Below are 18,680 nucleotides of genomic sequence, written 5' to 3'. Positions count from 1 at the left end.
ATACGTGACGTACGTGGTGCGGGGGTCGGGGCGCGGCAGGAAGAGGGGTGGCCGGTGGCCGGAGGGACGGCTTTGGCCGGTCATGGAGTCGAAGTGACCCGGCTGGGCGGCCGGTGGCGGGTCACGCGACCGTGGCCGCCCCATCTGCGCCCGATCGTGCACAGCTACGCCGGTTACTGGGATGCGGCGGCAACGCCCTTCCGGGTGCGGGTGGTTCCCACAGGCCGGGCCGTCGTGGTGATCAGTCTCGGTGAGCCGTTCGCCCAGGTTCGCCGGCTCGGGGACGCGAGCCCGGGCAGTCAGGTCACCGGCTCGCTGGCCGTGGGTCTCGAAGACGGGCCCCGGGTGTGTGACCATCCCGGCGGCCAGGAGGCGATCCGGCTGGAGTTGACCCCGCTGGGGGCCTACCGGCTGTTCGCCGTGCCGATGGGCGAGTTGACCAACCGGGCGGTCGAACTGCGCGACGTACTCGGCCCCGGGGCCGGCGTGCTGGTGGAGCAACTGGCGGCCACCGGTGACTGGGGAGCCCGGTTCGACCTGCTGGACCTCGCGTTGTCCGCCCGGCTCGAGCGCGGCCCGCTGCCCGCGCCCGAGGTGGGGCACGCCTGGCACCTGCTGTCCCGCGCCGGCGGGGCGATCCCGGTCGGCCGGATCGCGGCCGAAGTGGGCTGGAGCCAGGGGTACCTGATCCGCCGGTTCACCGAACAGGTCGGCCTGACGCCCAAGATGTCCGCCCGGGTCCTGCGCTTCCACCGGGCGGTGCGGCTGCTCACCCGCGAGGGGGCGAGTCCCACCCAGGTGACCGCGGCCTGCGGCTTCTACGACCAGGCGCACCTCAACCGCGAGTTCCGCGCCCTGGCCGGCACCACCCCCGGCCGGATGGCCTCCGCTCGTGTCGCGGAGGGCGCGCTCGCCCTGTGAGGGGCGAGGTCAAATTTGTCCAAGCCAGGCCGTCCGCGCGTCGCTAGTGTCCCCGTTCGTAGTCGATCAAAGGGGAGTACTCGATGGATGACCTGCTGCGCACCCTCGTGTCCGGCGCGATCGCGGGCGGCTTGATCGGTTTGGCGGCGGCCCTGGGCCGACGCCGCCGCAACCGTCGCGAAGGCGGTGACCCGAACGGCCAATGACCTGCCGCTCGCGGCCGGATTCTCCCCGATGACGGGCGGTCAGGCTGCGCTCCAGCCCCCGTCGACGGGGAGGGAAGCACCGCTGATGTAGCCGGTGTGCGGGCCGCAGAGCCAGACGGCGACATCGGCGACCTCCTCCGGTTCGATCAGCCGCTTGATCGCGGAGCGGCTGAGCAGCACCTCGCCGACCACCTGCTCCGGGGGGATGCCGTGGGCGGCGGCCTGCGCGGCGATCTGCCGTTCCACCAGGGGCGTGCGGACGTATCCGGGATTGACGCAGTTGCTGGTGACACCGTGCGGGGCGCCTTCGAGGGCCGTGACCTTGCTCAGTCCTTCGAGGGCGTGCTTGGCGGTCACGTATCCGGCCTTGAAGGCGCTGGCGCGGAGGCCGTGCACGCTGGAGACGTTGACGATGCGGCCCCAACCGCGTGCGTACATGTGCGGCAGGGTCTGGCGGATGAGCAGGAACGGGGCCTGGACCATCACCCGTTGGAGGAGTTCGAAGCGGTCCACCGGGAAATCGGCCAGGGGCGCGACGTGCTGCAGTCCCGCGTTGTTGACCAGGATGTCGATGCCGGTGGGGAGTTCCGCCACGAGCCGGCCCTCGGCGAGGTCCACCACGTGGGCACGCCCGCCCACCGCCTCGGCCACCGACTCGGCCGCCGCGGCGTCGAGGTCGACCACGTGGACGAACGCGCCGGCGGCGGCGAGCGCCCGGGCACAGGCCCGGCCGATCCCGCTGCCGGCGCCCGTCACCATGGCCGTGCGTCCCGAGAGGTCGACACCTGCGGTTGCGCCGGACGGGGGTGTGATTCCGCTAGTCATGCCGGGAATCATCCGTGACGTGCGGGCGCCGCTCCCATGTGTCCGCCCCCCACAGTCGTGACGGGTGAGGTGGTGGAGTTCACCGGCAGGACCTACGGGTTCAGCAGGCGGCTCGTCAGTGGGTTCTCGCTCCTGGCGGCGCCGGCACGGAGCACGTGCGGCCGGGAGAGGACGGTGACGGCAATGGACGCCGCGGCCAGTGCGGCGATCACCGTGTGGGGGCTGAGGTACTGGGCGAGGCCGCCCGCGATCGCCGCACCGATGCCCTGCCACGTCATCCGGCCTGCGGACTCGACTCCCTGGACCTGGCCTCGTACCGGATCGGGGGTCAGGGCGAGGAGCTGTTCCTGGAGCGGCAGGGTGGCGGCGAAGCCGGCGCCGGCGACGAACACCGCGGCCATCGCGACCGGGGTGGGCGGGTGGAAGGCGAACACCAGGTAGGGGACGGCGAGCAGCAGCCGCAGGACGAACGCGTAGCGGTGACGCCGGTCGGCGGTGAGCAGTCGCCCGACCGCCAGGTCCCCGAGCAGCATGCCGGCCGATCCGGCGGCCAGGAGGACGCCGGCCTGTTCCGGGTCGTAGGAGATGAACAGGGCCTCGCAGCCGACGATCAGGCCGTTGGGCACCCACAGGTTGAGCAGCAGGGCCCGCCGGCCGGGGTGGGAGAAGAGCGCGGTGTTGGTGGTCCAGGTCTGCCGGAGCCCCGGGCGGCGGGTCAGCCGGATCGAGCGTTCGCGGACGGTGGTGGCGACGGCGACCAGCCCGAGTGCGGTCAGCGCCGTCGCGACGACGAAGACGCCTTGCGGGCTCAGGTGCCGCAGCAGCAGGGCGCCGATGGCGTAGCCGAGGATCGCCGTGCCGCCCGAGGTGATGTTCATCAGCGAACGCGCGAGCGCGTACGAGGTGGTCGGCACGACTTCGGCGAGCAGCCCCATGCGCGTGCCGGTCCCCAGGGACTGGAAGAAGCCCAGCACCAGGAGGAGTCCGAACCGGACGGCCAGCGGGAGCCCCGGAACGGCCTGGGCGGCGACGCCCGCCAACGAGACGCACTGGAGTGCGACGAGGGTCCGGCGGGGGCGCTTTCCGTCCGCGACCGACATCAGCGTCAGCGCGCCGAGCACCATCGCGAAGGTGGCCCCGTACATGCTCACGGCGGTCAGGAACGGGGACCGGGTCTGCTGGTTGACCAGGGTGCCGAGCGCGAAGCCCGACAGGGTGGTCGCGGCGACGGTGAGGGTGAAGCCCGCGTACAGGCCTGCGAATTCACGATTGCCGAGCAGTGCCCGGTAGCTGCTGGTGGGGGGTGTGGCGGGAGTCAACGTGTCAGAAGGCATGAAAAAAAGCCTCCGACGCACACCCGGTGGGGCGGCTCCGAAGGCCAACGCAGTGATTTTAACACACAGCCCGTCTCGGCACTCGGCTCGGCGTCTCCACCGGGCGGGGCGAGGTCGCGCCGATCGGCGCGTGATCGGGGCGGGAGGCCCGACAGTCGGCGGATGACCTCGGGGGCGGCACCCCGTGAGGATGGTCCTCATCGATCCCGAACTCGAAGCGTTCATCCCCTTCTTCCCGCAACTCGACATGAACGATCCGGTGGCCGCGCGCAAGGAGGTCGCCGAGCGGGCCTCCGCGGCGCCGCCACCGGATACCTCGAACATGGAGGTCGAGGACCGCACGGTCCCCGCCGACCCGGGCGTGCCCATACGGCTCTACCGTCCGCACCAGGCACAGGGCGCCATTGTCTGGCTGCACGGCGGCGGTGGAGTCTTCGGCGACCTGGACACCGAGCACCCGTGGGCCGCCCGGATCGCGGACCTCTCCGGGGCGGCAGTGATCTCGGTGGGCTATCGCCTCGCGCCCGAGTACCCCTTCCCGGCCGCCCTGGACGACGCCTACGCCGCGCTGGCCTGGACGGCCGAGCACGCTGCCGAACTGGGCACGGACCCGGCGCGGATCGCGGTCGGCGGACACAGCGCCGGCGCGAACCTCGCGGCCGCGGTGGCTCTGCGGGCCCGCGACGAGCAGGGGCCGGCGATCCGCTTCCAGCTCCTCAACCAGCCGGGACTGGACGACCGGCAGGAGACGTGGTCCGCGCGGAACTTCACCGACACGCCCTGGTTCGACCGCGGCAAGGTCACCGCGGCGTGGCGGCACTACCTGGGCTCCCGGCCCGCCACCCCGTACGCCGCCCCCGCGCGCGCATCCGACCTGTCGGGGCTGCCACCGGCCTACATCGCCACCGCGGAGTTCTGTCCGAACCGCGACGAGGGCATCGAGTACGCGCTGCAGCTGATGCGGGCGGGCGTGTCGGTCGAGCTGCACCAGTGGCCCGGCACCTTCCACGGGTCGCAGGCGCTCGTGTTCGCCGAGGTCTCGCAGCGGCAGAACGCCGAACTCGGCGCCGTCCTGCGCCGCGCCCTGCGCGCGTGAGCCGCGCACGCCGAACGGCACGGGGAGCGTCCCCGTCGCACGCGCTCATCGCCCACGAGAGGACGGCCTTCTTGAGGATCCGACTGATGATGTGCGCGAGCGTGGCCGCGCTGAGCGTCTGTGCGGGCACGGTGGCGGCAGCTCCCGTGCCCGACGGGACGAGGACCGCGGCGGCCGGCAGCGCGAGCCGGTCGACCACCTTGCATCCCGCCGGGCTGAAGTCCGCCATGGACGGTGTCCACCGCGCGGGGATCCCGGGGGTGTACGCCGAGGTGCGCGATGCCGGCCGGACCTGGCGCGGCGCTTCGGGAGTCGCCGACGTCACGACCGGCCGTCCCGTGACGCCCGACATGCGGCAGCGCGTCGGCAGCATCACCAAGACCTTCACCGCCGCCGCCGTCATGCAGCAGGTCGAGCAGGGCCGGATCCGGCTCGACGCGCCGATCGGCGACCACCTGCCGCAGCTCGTGCCGGGAGAACGCGGCCGGAAGATCACGGTCCGCATGCTGCTCAACAACACCAGCGGCATCCCCGACTACATCCCCTACGCCTTCCCGTCCCTCCGGACTCCCTCGCCCGAGAGCCTGGACGACCACCGGTTCAGGCAGTTCCGCCCGGCCGAGCTGATCGAGCTGGGACTGGCCGCGCCTCCCACCGGCGAGCCCGGAGGCCCCCTAGGGGTGTACTCCAACACCAATTGGCTGCTCCTCGGCGAGCTGCTGGAGCAGGTGACCGGTACCCCGGCCGAGGAGTACATCACCCGGAACGTCATCGAGCGTGCCGGGCTCCGGCACACCGAGTTTCCGGCCGGACCGCGCATCAAGGGACCGCACTCACGGATGTACGAGGCCCTGTTCGGCTCGATCGACCCGCCGCGCGACTACAGCGTCTACAACATGTCGTGGACCGGGACGGGGGCCGCTCTGGTGTCCACGATGGACGATCTCAACCGTTTCTACGGCAAGTTGCTCGACGGCAGGATCGTCAGCCGGTCGTCGCTGGCGGAGATGCAGCGCACGATCCCGGTCATCGCTCTGGACGGATCGACGATCCAGTACGGCCTCGGTCTGCACAAGGTCGACATCGAGGGGTGCGGCACCTTCTGGGGCCACGACGGCACGGTATGGGGCGCCGGAACGATTTCCCTGACCCGGGACGACGCCAAGCGCCAGATGTCCGTCGCGGTCAACCTCCAGAGGTGGAAGAAGCCGGACTCGTCGGGGACACCGCAGCACCACCCCGTCGACGACGCGCTGGAGACGCTGTACCGGCAGGCGATGTGCGGCGGCACGGCCCCGCAGGGCCCGGCCTTCGTCTCGTAGCCGGAGTCCACGGCATCGATCCGTCGCGGAGGAGGATCGTCTCCCCCGCGACGGTTCAGCGTCGGGGCCCGCGCCCGGCCGCCGCCCGGCCGAAGAGGGCGATCAGGTTCGCCACGGCGCCGGTCACGGCCAGGCTCCCGATCAGGACGAGGGCGACCCCGACGCCGAAGAGCCCGGTCGCGTCGTCGGACCAGTCGTAGGCGGCGGCGATGGTCAACCCGGCCGTGGTGCCGACCACCGCGGCCGCGACGTGGTTCCGGAAGGCCGCCCAGGACACCGGGACCAGCAGGGTCAGTACGAGCCCGATCACCTGCCACGCCTCGTAGGGACCGGTCGTCGAACCGTCGGGGTGCACGTCACGGTGCTGGTCCCAGCCCAGCCAGGCGGCCCATGCCGCCATCGCGACACCGGCCAGCAGGGCCGTCAGGAGCGGGGGAACGGTGTTCCGCGGTGCGTTGCTCATGCCATGAGTGTGCTGGACCGTCGGAACGGTGGGCAGGGCGCGGGTACTCACTCCCACCTGAGTAGCGGGCCCGCGTCAGGCCGTGCGCTTGACGAGCTTGCCGTCCGCTCCGATCACGAACCACTCGTCGTCCAGGCCCTGGCCGCTGACGTCTCCCGGGACCGCGTCCCCCACGTAGTAGTAGAGCGGCCAGTCCCCGTACCTGGCCTGCGTGGCGCCCTCGGTCAGAGGGGTCTTGTCGACGAGCTTCGCCTCGGCTCCCGCGCCCGCCGAGACCTCCGGAGCGATGAGGGCCGGCCAGACGGCGACGCAGTCGGCGTCGCAGTTGCTCGCACCGGCCTTGTCCTTGGTGAAGCCGTACAGCGTCCGGCCGGCTCCGTCGACGAGGATCGGGCCGAGCTCGGAGTCCGCGACGCGGACGGAGGCCGGCGGGGCGGCCGCGGCGGGCTTGCCGTCGTCCCTTGCTGCGGAGTCTCCGCCGCCGCAGGCCGTCAGGGCCAGCACGGTCAGTGCGAGCGCCGGGGCGAGCGCGGTGGCGGTCTTGGGGGCACGCATCGTCTTCATCTTCCTTCTGCAGTGGGTGCGGGACCGGGTTTTCTCGGTGGTCACGGGTCCCATCCGGCAGACGGTTCAATGGAAAATCAGTAAATCCAATATTGAACAAGGGGCTTGGGCGATCCGTATGTCCTGTGACCGGCCACCGAGGGCCGGGTTCTCAGGGAGGAACGACTCACATGACGAAGATGCGGCTTCTCGCGACCACGGCCTGCCTGCTCGCGGCGGGTGCCACCACCATCGCCCCGGCCCACGCCGACGACGGGCACGGCGCGCACGGTGCCGCGCCGGGAACCGCCGGGGCCGACCGGTCCGCCGGGTCGCCCGCGGCGTTCAAGGCTCCTTCGTCCGGCCGCGCCGTGACACTCGTCGCCCGCCTCGACGGCAACCAGGAGGTGCCGGTCGCCGGTGGACCCGCCGTCGACGACCCGGACGGTGAGGCGGTCGCGTTCGTACAGGTGCAGGGCGACCGCGTGACCTTCTCGCTGAACTGGAAGGGACTCACGCCCAGCCTCGGCCATGTCCACGAGGGCGTCGCGGGACAGAACGGAGCGGTGAAGGTCCCGCTCTTCGGCACTGCCATGCCCTCGAGCGTGCATTCCGCCGCCGGGCAGGTGGCCGTCACCGACGCGGCGCTCGCACAGCGGCTGCGGACCGACCCGGCCGGTTTCTACGTCAACCTGCACAGCGCCGAGTTCCCCGGAGGAGCGGTGCGCGGCCAACTGGGCGCGCTCAACCGGCCCGTCAACCCGCTCTCCATCCTGAAGGGCGGCAAGCTCCGCGCTCTGTCCAACGGCGCCCAGGAGGTACCGAAGAACGACACCTCCAAGGTGGGTGACCCCGACGGCTTCGCCGCGACGTTCCTGCAGCCTTCGGGGACGAACGTGGACTACTCACTGGCCTGGGTCAACATCAAGAGCCCGACCCTCGGTCACATCCACCGCGGGCCCTTCGGCAAGAACGGCGACGTGGTCTTCAACCTGCTCGACAAGCCCGTCCCCGAAGGGATCTTCGCCGTTTCGGGCAAGCTGACCGGACAGAAGGCCGAGGACGTCCGCCGGCTCCAGGAGAACCCCCGCGATCACTACTCCAACATCCACACCGCGGAGTTCCCCGACGGGGCCGTACGCGGCCAGCTGTTCCGCTGATCCGTGCCGGCCGCGCAACGGACGGGCCCGTCGCACATGGGGTGCGGCGGGCCCGCCGCTGTCGCGCGCTCAGCCGGCGGGCGCCCGATCGATCCGCGGGCGCCCGATCGATCCGCGGGCGCCCGATCAGCCCGCGGCGGCGCCGAACCACTTCGTGAGGTGGGCGAGCAGCTCCTGCTGATCGTCACCGACCCACGCCACGTGGCCGTCCGGCCTCAACAGCAGTGCGGGTGCGTCCGGTTCCTCTCCGGCGTCGATCACATGGTCGACGCGATCCGCCCATCCCTCCACGGAGAGCAGCCCGGTCCGGTCGAGCAGCAGCCCGCGGCCGCCGTGCATCAGCCCGTAGAGGTGCCCCTGCTTCAGCTCCACGTCCCGCATGCGCAGGCCGAGCAGTTCATGGCCCTGACCGAAGTCGTAGCGGACCCCGACCGCGGTGATCATCTCGGTCACGTACCGGTTCACCTCCTCGAAGTCCATCAGCTTCGAGAAGAGCTCCCGCAGTGCGGTCGCACCCGGGTCGGTCCCCAACAGCGCGATCTGTGCCCGGGTGTTGTCGAGCACGCGGGCGCCCACCGGGTGCCGTTCGGCGTGGTAGGTGTCCAGCAGTTCCTCGGGAGCCCACCCGTCGACCGCCCCGGCCAGCTTCCAGCCGAGGTTGAACGCGTCCTGGATGCCGAGGTTGAGCCCCTGCCCGCCGGTCGGCGGGTGGATGTGCGCGGCGTCGCCGGCCAGCAGGACCCGGCCGACCCGGTAGCGCTCGGCCTGCCGCGTGGCGTCGCCGAACCGGGACAGCCAGCGCGGCGAGTGCACGCCGAAGTCGGTGCCCGCGTGGGCCCGCAGCTGCTTCTGGAACTCCTCCAGGCTCGGCGCGCTCGCCCGGTCCTCGGCCACTCCGTCGGCGGGCACGACGATGCGGTACGTACCGTCCGGGTTGGCGGCGGCGCCGAACCGCAGCTGGGTCTTGCGGACTTCCTCGACGACGGCAGCGATCGTCGCCGGGTCCTCGGTCACCTCCATGTCCCCCAGCAGCGTCTCGACCGTGGCGGGTACGCCGGGGAAGGCGACACCGAGCTGCTTGCGCACCGTGCTGCGTCCGCCGTCGCAGCCGACGAGGTAGCGCGAGCGCAGGTGCGTACCGTCGGCCAGCTCGACGCTCACGCCGTGTTCGTCCTGGCTCAGCCCGACCAGCTCGCAGCCGCGCCGGATCTCGGCTCCCAGTTCGAGCGCACGCTCGTTGAGCAACCGCTCGGTGACCGGCTGCGGGGTGGCGAGGCCGTACGGGTGCGCCGTGTCCAGCCGCTCCGGCCAGGGCTTGAGGATGCCGCCGAAGAGTCCGCCGACCTGGAACTTCTCGCTCACCGCCTGGAACCGGTCCAGCAGACCGCGCTGGTCCATCATCTCGACGCTGCGCGCGTGCAGGCCTTGCCCGCGGGACTGCTCGGTCGGCTCGGTCAGCTTCTCCAGGACGACCACGTGCACGTCGTGCAGCCGCAGTTCGGAGGCCAGCATCAGACCGGTCGGTCCACCGCCGGCAATGATCACGTCAATCATGAAAGCCCATTCCCCCTGGTTCTGGCTCAGGTCGACGATTCTGCGGCACGAAGGGGATCTTGCCGCAAGCCCCCCTGTGCGCTATATGTTGAGAGTGGCAAGGAGTGGTTCACCTCCTTGCCTTTCTCTTTGGTCCGCCTCTCCCGCGCTCCTGCCCTGTGCAGCGCACGAGGCGTCCGCCCCTCGGTCCGAACGTCTCGTCGTGGATCATGAGGCAAGACCTGAACGAGGGAGCCGTCGAGACCATGACCGAAACAACGCCCGCGCCGGGAGACGGCGAGCCCGATCCGGGCCTGACGTTGATCATGAGCGAGCGCCGGCAGCTGACCAATCTGGCCTACCGGCTCCTCGGCTCCCTGGCCGAGGCCGAGGACGCCGTGCAGGAGACCTACGTACGCTGGTACGCCATGTCCCGGGAGGAGCAGGAGGCCATCGAGTCCCCCGGCGCCTGGCTGACGAAGGTGGCCGGCCGCATCTGTCTCGACCTCCTCGGCTCGGCGCGGGCCCGGCGCGAGAGGTACGTGGGCGAATGGGTCCCGGAGCCGCTGCCCGACCGTACGGAGTGGATGAGCGGGCGGCTGGACCACGGCGGGGGCGATCCTGCCGACCGGGTCACCTTGGACGAGTCGGTCGACATGGCCTTCCTCGTCGTGCTCGAGTCGATGACTCCGGCCGAACGGGTCTCCTTCATCCTCCACGACGTCTTCCGTTACCCCTTCACCGAAGTGGCCACGATCGTCGGCCGGACGCCGGCCGCCTGCCGGCAACTGGCTTCGTCCGCGCGGCGTCGCATCGGCGCGGCCCGGACTTCCATGGCTCCGGCGCGCGGACAGGCCGGCGTCGTACGGGACTTCAAGCAGGCGTGGGAGGCCCAGGACATCGCCGCCCTGGTCGGCCTGCTCGACCCCGATGCCACGATGATCGCCGATGGCGGCGGTCTGGTCGGCGCCGCGCTCCGCCCGGTCTCGGGCAGCGGCCTGATCGCCCGCTACCTCATCGAGATCGGCATCAGGGCGCCCGGTATGACGCTCCTGGAGCGTTCGGTCAACGGCCGACCGGGTCTCGTGGCCCAGATCCGCGGGGCCACCGTGACGGTCGCCGCGTTCGCGCTCGACGGTGACCGGATCACGCGTATCTGGGCGGTCCGCAACCCCGAGAAACTGCGCCCGTGGACCCCGGACGACGACCCCGCGGCGGAGTCCGGCAGACCGGCGGCCCCGCCCGCGCCCGCGCCTCTGCTTTCTTCGGACTCCGCGGCGCCGGACCGGGGGCCGGCCGTCTGAGCACGACGCCCGCGGCGTCGCGGTCACCCGGCCGCGCGCCGCCGGCTCATTCCCGCTCGCGCAGGTACGCCTCCAGCTCGGCGGCCCCGGCCAGCATCGCCCGCCCACGGGCGGACAGCCGGGCGCGCCAGTCCCCCAGTGCGGCCTCCAGCGGCTCCAGCCCGCCGGCGGCCCGCACTTGGGCGATCAGCGGGGCGATCTGATCCAGCAGATAGCCGCCCCGCCTGAGCTGGTGGGCCAGCCTGGCGTCCCGTACGTCGGCCTCTTCGTAGACGCGGTACCCGGTCAGCGGGTCGCGGCGCGGGTGCACCAGCCCGGCGCGCTCCCACTTGCGCAGCGTCGCCGGCCGGATGCCGAGCTGCGCCGCCAGCGGTCCGACGAACGTACCGCCCGGCCCGGACAGCGCCGCGCCGGGTTCGGTCGCGGTCTCGGTCGTCGTGGTGGTGGGCGGTAGGTCGCGCAGGGCGTTCTCCACGGCCTGAAGGGTCCGCCGGTCGTCGAGCAGCCGGGCGTGGCTCTCGTCGACGAGCCGGAGCGCCTCGTCGACCCCGCCCTGGTTCACGGCGCGCATGATCGACGTCGCCGTCGGGTGTCCGTGGCCGGGCACCAGGGCGAGGAAGGCGCGCAGGGCCCCGGCGTGCACCGAGGTGTAGGTGCGGTAGCCGTGGGGTGTGCGACCGGCGGCCGGAAGGATGCCGGCCTCCTCGTAGTTCCTGATCGCCTGCGTCGACAGACCGTGCCCGCGCGCCAGGTCAACCGGCCGGAGCCGACCACCGCTTTGAAGGTTTGGCGCCATGAGACCGAGGATATCGCGGAAAAGTTTCAACCGAAGGTTCAACGATAGCGTTGAAGGCATGGCGACCGACATCAAGGACACCGCCCGTTCCGTCGACGCTGCCTCCGTCATGAGGCTGCTCCCGAACCGGCCCCGGCTGCTCGCCCTCGGCGAGCCCACCCACGGCGAAGACTCCCTTCTCCACCTGCGCAACGAACTCTTCCGGCAGCTCGTCGAGCAGGAGGGCTACCGGACGATCGCGATCGAGAGCGACTGCCTGCGGGGCCTGGTCGTGGACGACCACGTCACCTCGGGCAAGGGCACCCTCGACGAGGTCATGGAGCACGGATTCAGTCACGGCTGGGGCACCTCCGCCGCCAACCGCGAGCTCGTCCGCTGGATGCGCGCCCACAACATCCGCGCGGACAACGACGGCCGCCCCCCGTCCGATCGGCTCCGCTTCGCCGGTTTCGACGGTCCGCTGGAGATCACCGGCGCCGCGAGCCCGCGGCGGGCCCTCACCGCACTCCACGGCTACCTGTCGGCCCGGCTGGACGCGGACCTGCTCCCCTGTACCGCGGAAGCCCTCGACCGGCTGCTCGGCACCGACGACCGGTGGACCGATCCCGCCGCGATGATGGAACCGGCCCGGTCCGTGGGGCAGTCGGCCGAGGCCGGGCAGGTGCGGCTGCTCGCCGACGAACTGGTGGCGCTGCTCGACGCGCACACGCCGCAGCTGCGCACGGGGACCTCGTACGACGCATGGGACCGGGCGTGCCTGTACGGGCGCACCGCGATCGGCCTGCTGCGCTACCACCACTGGATGGCCGACACCTCACCGGCCCGCTTGTCCCGGCTGGCGGGCCTGCGGGACCTGATGATGGCGCGCACCCTCCTCGCCGTGGCCGCTCGGGGCCCGGCGTTCGTCCACGCCCACAACTCCCATCTCCAGCGGGAGAAGAGCACGATGCGGATGGGCGGGATGCCGCTGGAGTGGTGGAGTGCCGGTGCGTTGGTGAGCGCCGAGCTCGGCGAGGAGTACGCCTTCGTGGCCACGGCCCTCGGCACGATCCGGCACCAGGGAGTGGACACGCCGCCGCCGGACACCGTCGAGGGACTCCTGTACGCGCTCCCGGAGGACCGCTGCGTCGTCGACGCGGCGCGGCTTGCCACCGCCCTGGGCGGCACGCGGCCGGAGCCGCGCGTATCCCCCTGGTTCGGCTACGCCCCGCTCAACCCGGCCCACCTGGCGGACAGCGACGGGCTCGTGTTCGTCAAGGATGTCCCGCGGAGCTAGCCGGCGCCGTGCCCTGCCTCCACTCGGCGCACCGGGTCGCCATCGCGCGGATCACGTGCGGCGGGATGCCCGGGTTGCAGGCGGCGTCCCGGACCGCCTCGGGATCGCGCAGCCGCGCCGTGAGCACGCTCGCGGGAAGGCTCCGCTGCCGCAGGACGACGGTTCGGACGGAGTCGTCCGGGTCCTCGGTCAGCCGGGCGGCGTCCTCGATCGGCAGGCGGGGGTCCTCGGCTGCCCGGTGGCGCACCTCCGGGTCTCGGTCCCGGGCGAACCGGGCGACGAGTTCGGGGGGCGAGAGCGGGTCGTCCAGGGCGAGCCGCCGCATCCGCCCGTGCGGGTCGTCCGCGTACCGCAGCATGCCTTCGCGGGGGAAGTTGGGGTGGCTGCGGGGGCGCCCCGGGGAGGACAGGCTGCCGGTCCACCAGGTCCACACCCGCAGCAGCATCTCGGCGGGTGCGTCCTCGCAGGATTCGGCGAGGAACAGCTGGACGACCCGGTCCGGGTCCCAGGCCAAGCGGTGGACCACGTCCGGCGGGAGCCTCCGGGCCCGGGCCACGCTCCGGCGGACCAGGTGGTGGGAGGAGGCGGCGAGCCGTCGCATCGCGTCCGGGTCCTCGTGGAGCTCCGCGACCCACGGCAGGGTGTGGGAGCGGGAGCCCGGATCGACGTCCACCCGGATCGCGGCCCGCTGCTCCTCGGTGAGATCGGCGCGAAGGGCGACGGTGTGGCGGACCCCTTCGTCGGTGTCCCCGGCGAGGCGGGCCACGGTTTCGGGGTCGAGCCGGGGGTTGGCCGCGAGTGCCGTGCGCAGGCGGGCGTCCCCGGTCGCGAGGAGGTGCTCGACGAGGTCGGGGCCCAGGCGGCAGTGTTCGAGGGCGCGCTCCCCCGGCTCCTCGCGCGCGTAGGCCTCCCGCGAGAGCGGCTCGTCCTCGTGGTGCCGCAGGAGCGCCTCGGTCCGTACGCCGGCCGCCGCGTCGGTCCGCAGGGCCTCGCGGCGGTCGGCCGACAGTACGGACCAGGCCGTGCGGCAGGCCGCTGCCCGGACCCCGGCGTCGGGGTCCTCCGCGAGCACGGCGGCGTGGCGCGGGGGCAGGCCCGTCAGTCTGGCGGCCTCGGCCCGGACGCGGGTGGACGGATCGGCCACCAGGGTCGCGTACGTCTCTTCCGCCAGCGCGGTGCCCCGGTCGGCGGCGAGCATGGCGAGGATCCAGCGTTCCCGTTCGGTGTCGGCCGCGCGGATCAGCCGGGACCAGTGGGCGGGGGTCAGGTGCGGCTGCATCTCCGCGGCCTGGAGTCGGAGTTTCGGATCCGGCTGCGCCAGCACCGCCTCCACGAGCTCGTCCGGCGGGAGCCCTCGCAGCCGGTGCGGGGAGCGCAGGAGCAGGTCCCGGCGAATGTCCTCCGGGGTGCTCCTGTTCGCGGTGAGGCCGTCCGTCCAGGCTTCGAGGACGCGCGGGTCCGGGTCGGACCCGGCCAGGAACCCGGCCCAGGCGGCCGTGGCCTCTTCGGCGCTCTCCCCCGCCGCGGACTCGGCCGCCGCGTCGATCCGCGCGCCGACCCCGGACAGGACGAGCAGCCGTGGGGCCCCGCCGACGCCGGGCACCGTACCGGCGAAGGTCTCGCCGTCCGGGGCGGACAGGAGCAGCCCGCGCGGGTCGGGGTCGGCCCCGGTGAGCAGACCGGCGAGGGCTCCGACCGGGTCGGTCGCGAGGATCCGGACCCGGCGCCACGCGTTGCCCACGCAGCCGCGGGGGGCGTGCGGGCCGGTGAAGGCGAGCAGGAACTCGTGGCCTCCGGCGAGTACGAGCCCGGCCGCCTCGTCCGGCCCGACAGCGGGTACGCCGTCGGCGGCGGCCAGCAGCCGCCGTGCCGTGGCGGCCCTCCGTATCCCCGGAAGCCACCACGTGCCCACGGGCTCCAGCCCCATCGTGGCGAGCAGCGCCTCGTAGCTCTCGCCGTCCCGCCGTCTGTAGTCGTTCACGTCCGCCGTGTCCCCTCCCCCTCGTGCGTCCCGGCATCATCTCCCGGAGCCTTCGGTTGCACGGTGGGCGGGGGTGTCGCCGGTCGGCCCGGAGCGCCGCTCAGTCTTCGGGGATCACCTGGCCGTCCTCGTCGAGCGCGAGGTGGATGCGGGTGGGTTCCTGGCTGTTGACGTCGGACGGGCGCGGTCCTTCCGGTCCGTCGGGGCCCCACCGCAGCAGGCGCCGGGTGCGGACGATCTGGTAGACGGTGCCCTGGAACTCCAGCCGGTGGACGCGCCCGGTCCGGAGGGAGTCGGCGGCCTCGACGTACGCGGCCAGTGCGGCGGCCGCCCGCTGGTCGGCCGGCGCCGTTGCGTGGGTGCGCGCGTCGGACCGCGGGTCGGCGCCCTCGGGGATGAGGCCGTGCATCCGTGGCCACATCCACGTCAGGGAGAAGTCCAGGGACTTGCGGGCGGCGTGCGCGGTCGGGTGCGGGCCCGCGACCGGGCTCCAGCCGCGCGCGGCGGTCTGCTCCACGACCGTGAACGTCGCCGGGAGCAGGAGGACGTCCGGGTGGGTGTCCAGTGACCGGTGCGCGTCGGCCCGTACGTCTTCGGGGAACCGCTCCCCGGTGTAGTGCAGGGTGCGCAGCGCCAGCTGCTCGACGGCCTGGGTGGGGGTGACCGGTGCGTCGGGGTCCAGGAGCAGGCCGTCGTCGATGCCCGGGTCCCTGGCGGCGCGGTCCCAGTTCGGGACGGGGGGCTCCGGGTCGGTCGGGCGGGGCTGCTCGATACCGTCCGGGCCCGCGACCGCGTACTCCTCGGCGCGCACGATCCGGTACCGGGTCCCGGCGGCCGTGAGTGCGTCGACCCGCTCGCTCTCCAGCCTGGCGACGGCGGCCAGCAGGGAGCGCCGCTCCTCCCTGTCCTTCGCGTCGTCCTTCGCACGGAACCAGAGCATCGAGTTCAGCGAGTCGCGGGCCAGCTGCGGGCAGCCGGACGTCACTTCGAGCACCACCCGCCACCGCGGCCCGTCCCCGGCACCCTGCGCCGCCACCCCGAACAGCGGGCCGCGCACGACCACGTTGCCCGCGCGCGCCGCGGCGTCGATCGCGTCGGCTTCGATCGCCGCCTCCACCGGCTCGACCGGCACCCGCACCACCACGGGCCGCGCCCCGCCCGGCCCCACATCCCGAGGTTCCATGACCTCATCGTGGCAACCGCTGCGCGCCGCCGCCCCGAATTCGCCGATTCCCCACCCTCGGGTGTCTCCGACGCTCTTCGGGCCGACGGGGGTCAGGGGCGGCCGTGCGCGGCCTTGTCTAGACTTCCGCCGTGAACGACAGCACGAACGACCGTACGAACGGCAGCACGAACGGCATACGGATCAGACCGGGCAGCCTGGCCGACGCACCGGCCGTTCTGGCCATGCTCGACTCCGCGGTGGCCTGGATGAACGCTCGCGGCAACACCGAGCAGTGGGGCACGACACCGTATTCGCAGAAGCCCGGCGGGGTGGCTCGGGTCGAGCGGTACACCACCGAGAACACCCCGTACATCGCGGAGTTGGACGGAACGCCGGTCGGAGCCCTGGTGCTGGACACCGGGCCGAGCCCGCAGATGCCGATCGCGCCGGCCGGGGAACCCGAGCGGTACGTCCGCCTGCTGGTCTCCGACCGCCGGTACGCCGGCCTGGAAGTCGGGGCGGCGCTGCTGGCCCACGCCGCCGAGGAGACCCGTCGGGCCGGCGTGGAGCTGCTGCGCGTCGACTGCTGGGCGGGCGGCGCGGGCGAGCTGGTGGCGTACTACGAGCGCAACGGATTCACCCGCACCGACCGCTTCCTGTCCGAGGCGTGGCCGGGACAGGTACTGGCCCGTCGCGTCGCCTGACGAGGACCTCACGGCGCTGCCGTTCCGGCGGCGGGCGTGTCGTAGGGAGTCGGTCGCCCGGGGTGCCGGCGGTGCGGGCCAGCACCGCCCGGCTCAGGGAGTGGCCGGGTCCAGCAGGTGGGGGCCGTTGTTGCGGACGCTGTTGACCGCGGTGGACACCGCCGTCACCGCGAGGCGGCCTCCGGCCGGGGTGTGGAGGAGGGCGCGGAGGTCCGCCGTGTCCTGGTGGGCGGGGTCGAGCCAGGTGTCGTAGTCCCCCGGGTCGAGGGCCAGCGGCATGCGGGGGTGGACCCGGCCCGCCTGGTCGGTGGCCTCGGTGGTGATGATCGTGGCCGTGGTCAGCCAGGCCGAGGGGTCGTCGTCGTCCTTGACGGCCGGGTCGCGCCAGAACTCGTACAGCCCGGCCATGGCCATCACCCCGGCGTCCTCGGGGCGGATGAAGTACGGCTGCTTGTAGGCCTTGGCCGAGCCCTCGGCGGGCACGGCGACCCATTCGTAGAAGCCGTCCGCGGGCAGCAGACAGCGCCGCCGGGTGAACGCGCGCCGGTACGCCGGCTTCTCGTGCACGGTCTCGACCCTCGCGTTGATCATCCGCGAGCCGACCGCCGGATCCTTCGCCCACGACGGCACCAGACCCCACCGCACCGGCCGCAGCCGCCGCGCCACCTCCCCGGTTTCCCGGTCGGCCCGCTCCAGGACCGCCCACACGTCATCGGTGGGAGCCACGTTCCACGAAGGCCCGAGTTCCCCGGCGCCGGAGTCCTGCTCGGCGTCGAAGAGGCCTGCCAGGTCTTCCGGGGCCCGCGAGGAGGCATATCGACCACACATACCCCCACCCTGCCACCCCGCCGACGGAAACGGGCCGATAACCACACCCGGGCGGGCGCGGCACCGCCGCGGAAAGCCGTACGGGGATCCCCGGCGCGTGTGAGGTGCCTCGGCAGCGGGAACCAGGCATGCGACGCGGCGAGTTCGTCCCGGCACGAGGGACCGCGGCCGAACCGTCAACGCCCTCCCGCTCGTTGATCCGAGACAGCGGCCGACGCCGCTGCCCTGCCCGTCCCCCGGCCCTGCCGTCCGACACCCCGAGGAGCCCTCGTGTCCGTGCTCCCCACGATCGCCGTGGTCCTCGCCGCCTGGTTCGCCGCCGGGCTCGTCGTCGCCGCGCTGTACGCCGCCGTGCGCGGCCGCCACGTCCGCCGCCAGCGGGCGGCGGCGTCCGCGCTCGACGGTGCGGCCGCCGGCGGCCCGTGCGCGCCGGCCGAGGAGCCGAGCGACCTGAGTGCCTCCGCCTGACGCGTCAGCGGAGGTCGAGCCGCATCAGGATCCGGGGATGCCCGGCCAGCACCGAGGTGGTGTCGGCGGCGTGGACGAATCCGGCGCGTTCGAAGTTCTTCCGGATCCCGGCGTACGCCATCGTCAGGTCGACCTTGGCGTCACCGTTGTCGAGGGGGTATGCCTCGATCGCCGGTGCGCCGTGGGAGCGGGCGAACTCGACGGCGCCGGTGATGAGGGCGTGGGAGATGCCCTGCTTGCGGTGGCCGGGTCGTACGCGGATGCACCACAGCGACCAGACCGGCAGGTCGTCCACGTGCGGGATCTTCCGGCTGTGCGCGAAGGAGGTGTCCGCGCGCGGCGCCACCGCCGCCCAGCCGACCGGCTCGTCGCCGTCGTACGCGATCACTCCCGGAGGCGGCTCCGCCCGGCACAGCTCGGCGACGTACTCGCCGCGGGCGGGCCCGCGGAGCTCGTTGTTGAGCTTGGACGGGATCCGGTAGCTCAGGCACCAGCAGACGTTGGACGCGGGTGACTTCGGTCCGAGCACCAGGCGGACGTCCTCGAAGGCCGAGGCCGGACGAACTTCGATGGTCATGACACCACAGTGGCACGGAGCCCGGTCCACGGTCTGCGGGCCGCGTGAGGTCCGGCGGTGTCGTGTCTCGTCTTCCGGTACCCACCACACCCGGCGGCCGGCCCGCCCGCGCGGACCGCGGCGGCGGCGATCGTGGCGTTCGACTGCGCGAGTCCGGCGGGGCGTTCTACGCTCGCCC

19 protein-coding genes are annotated in these 18,680 nt (G+C 72.8%); 9 read left to right on the top strand and 10 right to left on the bottom strand.

Translation table 11 applies throughout. From position 1 onward, the window contains the following. Positions 1-93 precede the first annotated feature (93 nt). Positions 94-921 carry a helix-turn-helix domain-containing protein gene (locus tag OG625_RS35855; protein ID WP_329389331.1) on the top strand — a complete coding sequence of 276 codons (828 nt, stop codon included), beginning with the start codon at positions 94-96 and terminating at the stop codon, positions 919-921. Positions 922-1,004: 83 nt separating this feature from the next. After that, a complete protein-coding gene (locus OG625_RS35850; RefSeq protein ID WP_329389329.1) occupies positions 1,005-1,127 on the top strand; it encodes a hypothetical protein in 123 nt (40 codons plus the stop codon). 39 nt (positions 1,128-1,166) lie between these two features. Here the strand turns inward: OG625_RS35850 and OG625_RS35845 are convergent, their stop codons facing one another. Together OG625_RS35845 and OG625_RS35840 are read right to left on the bottom strand one after the other, a co-directional pair. Beyond that, the gene (locus OG625_RS35845; RefSeq protein WP_329389327.1) at positions 1,167-1,952 is read right to left on the bottom strand and encodes a 3-hydroxybutyrate dehydrogenase; all 786 of its coding nucleotides are present in this window, start codon (positions 1,950-1,952) and stop codon (positions 1,167-1,169) included. Between the two features lie 92 nt (positions 1,953-2,044). Beyond that, positions 2,045-3,286 (bottom strand): MFS transporter, encoded by a 1,242-nt coding sequence (locus tag OG625_RS35840; RefSeq protein ID WP_329389325.1) that lies wholly within the window; start codon positions 3,284-3,286, stop codon positions 2,045-2,047. A 199-nt stretch (positions 3,287-3,485) separates the two neighbouring features. Here OG625_RS35840 and OG625_RS35835 point away from each other — a divergent pair, with 199 nt between their 5' ends. After that, positions 3,486-4,382, top strand: a complete 897-nt coding sequence (locus OG625_RS35835) for an alpha/beta hydrolase (RefSeq protein WP_329391244.1) — start codon at positions 3,486-3,488, stop codon at positions 4,380-4,382. Between the two features lie 227 nt (positions 4,383-4,609). Continuing rightward, positions 4,610-5,704: a serine hydrolase domain-containing protein gene (locus OG625_RS35830; RefSeq protein ID WP_329391242.1), complete on the top strand. Its 1,095-nt coding sequence runs from the start codon at positions 4,610-4,612 to the stop codon at positions 5,702-5,704. 55 nt (positions 5,705-5,759) lie between these two features. Here the strand turns inward: OG625_RS35830 and OG625_RS35825 are convergent, their stop codons facing one another. Together OG625_RS35825 and OG625_RS35820 are read right to left on the bottom strand one after the other, a co-directional pair. Further along, positions 5,760-6,167 carry a hypothetical protein gene (locus OG625_RS35825; protein ID WP_329389323.1) on the bottom strand — a complete coding sequence of 136 codons (408 nt, stop codon included), beginning with the start codon at positions 6,165-6,167 and terminating at the stop codon, positions 5,760-5,762. A 75-nt stretch (positions 6,168-6,242) separates the two neighbouring features. Next, the gene (locus tag OG625_RS35820) at positions 6,243-6,722 is read right to left on the bottom strand and encodes a COG4315 family predicted lipoprotein (RefSeq protein ID WP_329389322.1); all 480 of its coding nucleotides are present in this window, start codon (positions 6,720-6,722) and stop codon (positions 6,243-6,245) included. A gap of 179 nt (positions 6,723-6,901) precedes the next feature. Between OG625_RS35820 and OG625_RS35815 the strand changes: the two genes are divergently transcribed. After that, positions 6,902-7,870: a CHRD domain-containing protein gene (locus OG625_RS35815; RefSeq protein ID WP_329389320.1), complete on the top strand. Its 969-nt coding sequence runs from the start codon at positions 6,902-6,904 to the stop codon at positions 7,868-7,870. A gap of 126 nt (positions 7,871-7,996) precedes the next feature. Here OG625_RS35815 and rox read toward each other — a convergent pair whose 3' ends face one another. Beyond that, the gene (gene rox / locus OG625_RS35810) at positions 7,997-9,424 is read right to left on the bottom strand and encodes a rifampin monooxygenase (protein WP_329389318.1); all 1,428 of its coding nucleotides are present in this window, start codon (positions 9,422-9,424) and stop codon (positions 7,997-7,999) included. 245 nt (positions 9,425-9,669) lie between these two features. On the opposite strand from rox, the gene sigJ reads away from it, so the two are divergent. Further along, positions 9,670-10,707 carry an RNA polymerase sigma factor SigJ gene (sigJ, locus tag OG625_RS35805; RefSeq protein ID WP_329389316.1) on the top strand — a complete coding sequence of 346 codons (1,038 nt, stop codon included), beginning with the start codon at positions 9,670-9,672 and terminating at the stop codon, positions 10,705-10,707. 46 nt (positions 10,708-10,753) lie between these two features. On the opposite strand, the gene OG625_RS35800 is transcribed toward sigJ, so the two are convergent. After that, positions 10,754-11,503, bottom strand: a complete 750-nt coding sequence (locus OG625_RS35800; protein ID WP_329389314.1) for a TioE family transcriptional regulator — start codon at positions 11,501-11,503, stop codon at positions 10,754-10,756. 58 nt (positions 11,504-11,561) lie between these two features. Here OG625_RS35800 and OG625_RS35795 point away from each other — a divergent pair, with 58 nt between their 5' ends. After that, positions 11,562-12,779 (top strand): erythromycin esterase family protein, encoded by a 1,218-nt coding sequence (locus OG625_RS35795; protein ID WP_329389313.1) that lies wholly within the window; start codon positions 11,562-11,564, stop codon positions 12,777-12,779. Here OG625_RS35795 and OG625_RS35790 read toward each other — a convergent pair. Both OG625_RS35790 and OG625_RS35785 read right to left on the bottom strand, forming a co-directional pair. Beyond that, positions 12,757-14,760, bottom strand: coding sequence for a PE-PGRS family protein (locus OG625_RS35790; protein WP_329389311.1), 2,004 nt, complete (start codon positions 14,758-14,760; stop codon positions 12,757-12,759). The two genes, OG625_RS35795 and OG625_RS35790, sit on opposite strands and share 23 nt — an antisense overlap. Positions 14,761-14,860: 100 nt before the next feature. After that, the gene (locus OG625_RS35785; RefSeq protein WP_329389309.1) at positions 14,861-15,943 is read right to left on the bottom strand and encodes a DUF5954 family protein; all 1,083 of its coding nucleotides are present in this window, start codon (positions 15,941-15,943) and stop codon (positions 14,861-14,863) included. Positions 15,944-16,167: 224 nt separating this feature from the next. Here OG625_RS35785 and OG625_RS35780 point away from each other — a divergent pair, with 224 nt between their 5' ends. Then, the gene (locus OG625_RS35780; protein WP_329391239.1) at positions 16,168-16,629 is read left to right on the top strand and encodes a GNAT family N-acetyltransferase; all 462 of its coding nucleotides are present in this window, start codon (positions 16,168-16,170) and stop codon (positions 16,627-16,629) included. Positions 16,630-16,722: 93 nt separating this feature from the next. Here OG625_RS35780 and OG625_RS35775 read toward each other — a convergent pair whose 3' ends face one another. Then, positions 16,723-17,457 (bottom strand): SOS response-associated peptidase, encoded by a 735-nt coding sequence (locus OG625_RS35775; RefSeq protein WP_329389307.1) that lies wholly within the window; start codon positions 17,455-17,457, stop codon positions 16,723-16,725. Positions 17,458-17,727: 270 nt separating this feature from the next. On the opposite strand from OG625_RS35775, the gene OG625_RS35770 reads away from it, so the two are divergent. Continuing rightward, entirely contained in the window at positions 17,728-17,925 is a 198-nt protein-coding gene (locus OG625_RS35770) for a hypothetical protein (RefSeq protein WP_329389305.1), read from the top strand. A 4-nt stretch (positions 17,926-17,929) separates the two neighbouring features. Here the strand turns inward: OG625_RS35770 and OG625_RS35765 are convergent, their stop codons facing one another. Further along, positions 17,930-18,502: a GNAT family N-acetyltransferase gene (locus OG625_RS35765; protein WP_329389303.1), complete on the bottom strand. Its 573-nt coding sequence runs from the start codon at positions 18,500-18,502 to the stop codon at positions 17,930-17,932. Positions 18,503-18,680: the final 178 nt, after the last annotated feature.

Source organism: Streptomyces sp. NBC_01351 (assembly GCF_036237315.1).
GTDB lineage: Bacteria > Actinomycetota > Actinomycetes > Streptomycetales > Streptomycetaceae > Streptomyces.
Note: the sequence above shows the minus strand (reverse complement) of the source record. Positions and strands in the feature narration are given on the sequence as shown.